This is a genomic window from Planomonospora alba (assembly GCF_039534085.1).
In the GTDB taxonomy this organism is placed as follows: Bacteria; Actinomycetota; Actinomycetes; order Streptosporangiales; family Streptosporangiaceae; genus Planomonospora_B; species Planomonospora_B alba.
In genome coordinates this window covers 1-3,854 of sequence record NZ_BAAAUT010000072.1, presented here as the reverse complement: position 1 = coordinate 3,854, position 3,854 = coordinate 1, and the positions used below count along the sequence as shown (strand labels likewise).

Sequence of the window (3,854 nt, the reverse complement as noted above, 5' to 3'; positions counted from 1 at the left end):
AACGGCACCTTCCAGGTCGGCTCCAACGGTGACGACGCCGCCGAGCGCATCAGCGTGGCCATCACCAACCAGGACTCGGCCACCCTGGGCCTGGGCGCCTCCAAGCTGTGGACCACCGGCGAGACGATCGCGCAGAACGTCACGGCCTCCCAGGCCGCGATCGAGACGCTCGACACCGCCATCCAGACGGTGTCGGACACCCGCGCCGGTCTCGGTGCGATCCAGAACCGGTTCGAGCACACGATCAACAACCTGAACGTGGCGATCGAGAACCTGTCGGCCTCGGAGTCGCGCATCCGTGACACCGACATGGCCCAGGAGATGGTCGGCTTCACCCGCAACCAGATCCTGACCCAGGCCGGCACCTCGATGCTGGCTCAGGCCAACCAGGCGCCGCAGTCCGTGCTGAAGCTCCTGGGCTGATCCTCCGCGGGCTCCTGACCGGGGCCCGCGGATGAGAGGCGACGCATCACCGGAAGGGGCGGCCGGCGTGACCGCCGGCCGCCCCTTCCAACTGTTCGGCATCTCCGCCCGACGGGGCGGGGGTGAACGCCCGGCAGGGCGGACGGCGTAGAGAGGACTCGCACACGTGGCTGGAAGCACGGTCGACGGCCTGGTCAGCGGCCTGAGCACAAGCTCCCTGATCTCGCAGCTCATGCAGGTCGAGAGGGTTCCGCAGACACAGCTCAAGTCCAAGGTCACCGCCCAGGAGAAGCTCCAGAGCTCCTTCCAGGCGATCAACACCAAACTGGCCGCCCTCAAGACCGCGGCCGAGGACATGACGAAGAGCACGTCCTGGCAGCCCGCCACGGCGACCTCCTCCTCGACCTCGGTCACCCCGACCACGACCGCGGGCGCCACCACCGGGAGCGTCACCTTCGACGTCCTGAGCACCGCCAAGGCGCAGGTCAGCACCGTCACCTTCGCCTCCGCCACCGACCCGGCGCTGGCGAGCGGAGCCACGAAGGTCAGCATCGCCATCGGCACCGCCGCCGCGGTGGACGTCGACGTCACGACCAACACCCCGCAGGGCGTCGCGGACGCGATCAACGCCAAGGGCCTCGACGTGCGGGCCTCCGTCCTCACCACGGACCAGGGCACCGTCCTGCAGCTCACCTCCACCAAGACCGGTACGGCGGCGGGCTTCGAGATCACCGGCCTCGCCTCCGACCCCGTCGACCTCGTCCCCGCGAAGGACGCGCAGGTCCGGGTGGGCGACGCCAACGGCGCCCACTACACCGTGACCAGCGGCAGCAACGCCATCACCGGCCTCCTGGCGGGCACGACCATCAACGTGACCAAGGAGGAGACGGGCGTCACCGTCACGGTCGCGCAGGACAAAGAGGCCATCGCCGGCAAGATGCAGGCGTTCGTCGACTCCGTGAACGCCGTGCTGACCGAGATCGGCACCCAGACGTCCTACAACGCCTCCGCCAAGACCAAGCAGCCGCTGGCCGGCAACTCCACCGTCCGCCAGATCGCGCAGACCGTCCTCGGCCAGGTCGGCACCGGCCAGACCGACTACGGCAGCTTCGCCCAACTCGGCATCGAACTGGACAGGTACGGCAAGCTCACCTTCGACCGCGAGGAGTTCCTCAAGGCGTACGAGGCGGATCCGGCCAAGGTCCAGAACGCGATGGCGGCCGAGGACCCGTCGATCCCGCCCCGGCTCGACGCCGAGGGCAAGACGCTGCCCCAGACCCAGGTCTCGGGCGTGATGGGGCTGGCCGCCCGGCTCAAGGTGATCGCGAGCAACAGCACCGAGAGCGTCACCAACGCCGTCAACGGCAGCAAGAGCCTGGTCACCGACCTCAACAAGCGCATCGAGGACTGGGACCTCCGCCTGGAGAAGCGCGAGACGGCACTGCGCAGGCAGTTCACCAACCTCGAGGTCTCCCTCGGCAAGCTGCAGCAGCAGTCCACCTGGCTGGCCGGGCAGATCTCGAGCCTGCCCACCGTCTCCTCGGAATAAGAACGGACAGCACGTCATGAACAACCCCTCGATGCGGGCGCGGTATCTCGCCGACACGGTGAACACCGCCTCTCCCGGCAAGCTGCTCGTCATGCTCTACGACCGGCTCGTGCTCGACCTGGTCAAGGGCGAGGAGGCGCTGGGGCGGGGAGACCGGCAGGCGGCTTCCACCCAGCTCCAGCACGCCCAGGACATCGTCATCGAGCTGCGCTCCTCGCTGCGGACGGACGTCTGGGACGGTGCGGCGGGACTGTCCGAGCTGTACGGTTTCCTGCTCACCCAGCTCATCCAGGCCAACGTGCGCGGTGACGCCGCCCAGGTCGCCTCCTGCCGCTCCCTGGTGGAGCCGCTGCGCGACGCCTGGCGCACCGCCGTCACCGAGGCCGCCGCGGTCGGCGCCGCCGCCAGGGTGGCCTAGCCGTGAGCACCCAGCCGCCCGCCACCGGCGACTGGCACGCGGCCTGGTCCGCCGCCCTGGACGCCCTCGAGATGGACGTCGCCACCGCCGAGGAGATGCTCAGCGGCGACCACCGCAACCAGGAGACCCCCGCGGTCACCGGGGCGTGGACCCCCCCGGCGGACCTCGGCCCGCTCCCGCTCGACCTGCGCCCCCGCGCCGACGCCATCCTGGCCAGGCAGCTCGCGGTGGCCAAGGAGATGGTGCTCATCATGGTCGGCAACCGCCGCCAGGCCGCGATGATCGCCCGGGTCGAGACCGGCAGCGACGGCGCCGCCCGCCCCGTCTACATCAACTGCGCCGCCTGACGCGGGCGAGGACGACCCCGTACGGGAGGGCGAGAAGCCGCTCCCGTCATCGACCGCCTCCGGCATGGGCCCCGCCCTTCGGGCCGGGGCTCATGACCCTGCGTATCCCACGTGGTCAATCTCTGGGATCGGTGATCTCGATGATATGAAGCGGCTCGTCGAAGGCGCGGGCCGCCTGCTGCCAGTGGGTCATATCCAAGGTGAGTACAGGGCAGACCGAGACGTCGGCGAGTGCGGCCACATGGGCGTCCCACGGGGCGAGGCCGGTTCGGTTGATCACAGAGGCCAGCGTGGTGCCGTGGTCGGGTTCGTGCAGTCCGGCGATGGTGATCTGCTCCATCGTGGCCACACCGAGCAGCAGGTCGGTCGCGTCCTTCGAACCGGAGTCAAGGGACGCACCGGTGATCGCCAGGACGGACATCACCATGGGCTGTTGCCGGTCATCGAACCTGGCGATCATCGTCATGACGTCTGCGTCACCCCGGGCGAGTTCGATCAGGACGCCGGTGTCCAGAATGAGGGGCGGCAGGGTCACCGAGCGCCCTCTCCGGTGAATCCGGGTATCTCAGCGAGTTGCCGCTGCACATGGGCCATCATGCGGTCGACGCGGTCATGGTCGGCCGCTTCTCTGGCACGCGCCAGGCGTGTCTGGAGGATGGCCCTGCGGCGGCGCTCCTCGCGGACGCGGGCAGCGAGGGCCTCGTTCACGTAGGCGGACAAGGACTTGACGTCATCGTCTCCGACGCGGGATCGGACGTATTCGACGAGGTCAGGGTCCAGAGTGACGGCGATGCTGGGCTTGGCGCGACTGCTCATGACCGCATGCTAATACTGTCCTATGATCTTTTAGGCAGTGGTTTCACGACCGTTTCAGGCGCCGCGGCCTGCGATGCGGGGGACTTCCCCGGCCGCTACGCCCCCGCACCGACTCCGGGCTCGCTTTCGCGGCCTTCCCGACCAGTTCTCTCAGGGTGCTGCTTCCGCAGGCTCCGGCACCGTCTCCTGCTGTGCCGCTCGCATGGTCGATGACGAGGCGGAGGGCGTGAACCGGCCGGTCGTGGCGTGCTGGATCCCCTGCGGTGCCGGGACTTTAGGGTTTGCGGCCGTCTGCAACCGG

6 protein-coding genes are annotated in these 3,854 nt (G+C 69.1%); 4 read left to right on the top strand and 2 right to left on the bottom strand.

From position 1 onward, the window contains the following. The 4 genes from ABD823_RS30275 to ABD823_RS30260 all read left to right on the top strand — a co-directional run. On the top strand, positions 1 to 423 hold a 423-nt coding region (locus ABD823_RS30275; protein ID WP_344865547.1), incomplete at its 5' end, for a flagellin. 166 nt (positions 424 to 589) lie between these two features. Next, positions 590 to 1,972 carry a flagellar filament capping protein FliD gene (gene fliD, locus ABD823_RS30270; RefSeq protein WP_344865545.1) on the top strand — a complete coding sequence of 461 codons (1,383 nt, stop codon included), beginning with the start codon at positions 590 to 592 and terminating at the stop codon, positions 1,970 to 1,972. A gap of 16 nt (positions 1,973 to 1,988) precedes the next feature. Continuing rightward, positions 1,989 to 2,390 (top strand): flagellar export chaperone FliS, encoded by a 402-nt coding sequence (gene fliS, locus ABD823_RS30265; protein WP_344865543.1) that lies wholly within the window; start codon positions 1,989 to 1,991, stop codon positions 2,388 to 2,390. A 2-nt stretch (positions 2,391 to 2,392) separates the two neighbouring features. After that, positions 2,393 to 2,737 carry a hypothetical protein gene (locus ABD823_RS30260; RefSeq protein WP_344865541.1) on the top strand — a complete coding sequence of 115 codons (345 nt, stop codon included), beginning with the start codon at positions 2,393 to 2,395 and terminating at the stop codon, positions 2,735 to 2,737. Between the two features lie 115 nt (positions 2,738 to 2,852). On the opposite strand, the gene ABD823_RS30255 is transcribed toward ABD823_RS30260, so the two are convergent. Together ABD823_RS30255 and ABD823_RS30250 are read right to left on the bottom strand one after the other, a co-directional pair. Beyond that, positions 2,853 to 3,272: a hypothetical protein gene (locus tag ABD823_RS30255; RefSeq protein WP_344865539.1), complete on the bottom strand. Its 420-nt coding sequence runs from the start codon at positions 3,270 to 3,272 to the stop codon at positions 2,853 to 2,855. After that, positions 3,269 to 3,553, bottom strand: a complete 285-nt coding sequence (locus tag ABD823_RS30250) for a hypothetical protein (RefSeq protein ID WP_344865537.1) — start codon at positions 3,551 to 3,553, stop codon at positions 3,269 to 3,271. Before ABD823_RS30250 ends, ABD823_RS30255 begins: the two co-directional genes overlap by 4 nt. Between the last annotated feature and the right edge of the window lie 301 nt (positions 3,554 to 3,854).

Coding starts and splice junctions, on each gene's coding strand:
- fliS (WP_344865543.1), top strand. CDS start 1,989: ATGAACAACCCCTCGATGCGGGCGCGGTATCTCGCCGACACGGTGAAC.
- ABD823_RS30250 (WP_344865537.1), bottom strand. CDS start 3,553: ATGAGCAGTCGCGCCAAGCCCAGCATCGCCGTCACTCTGGACCCTGAC.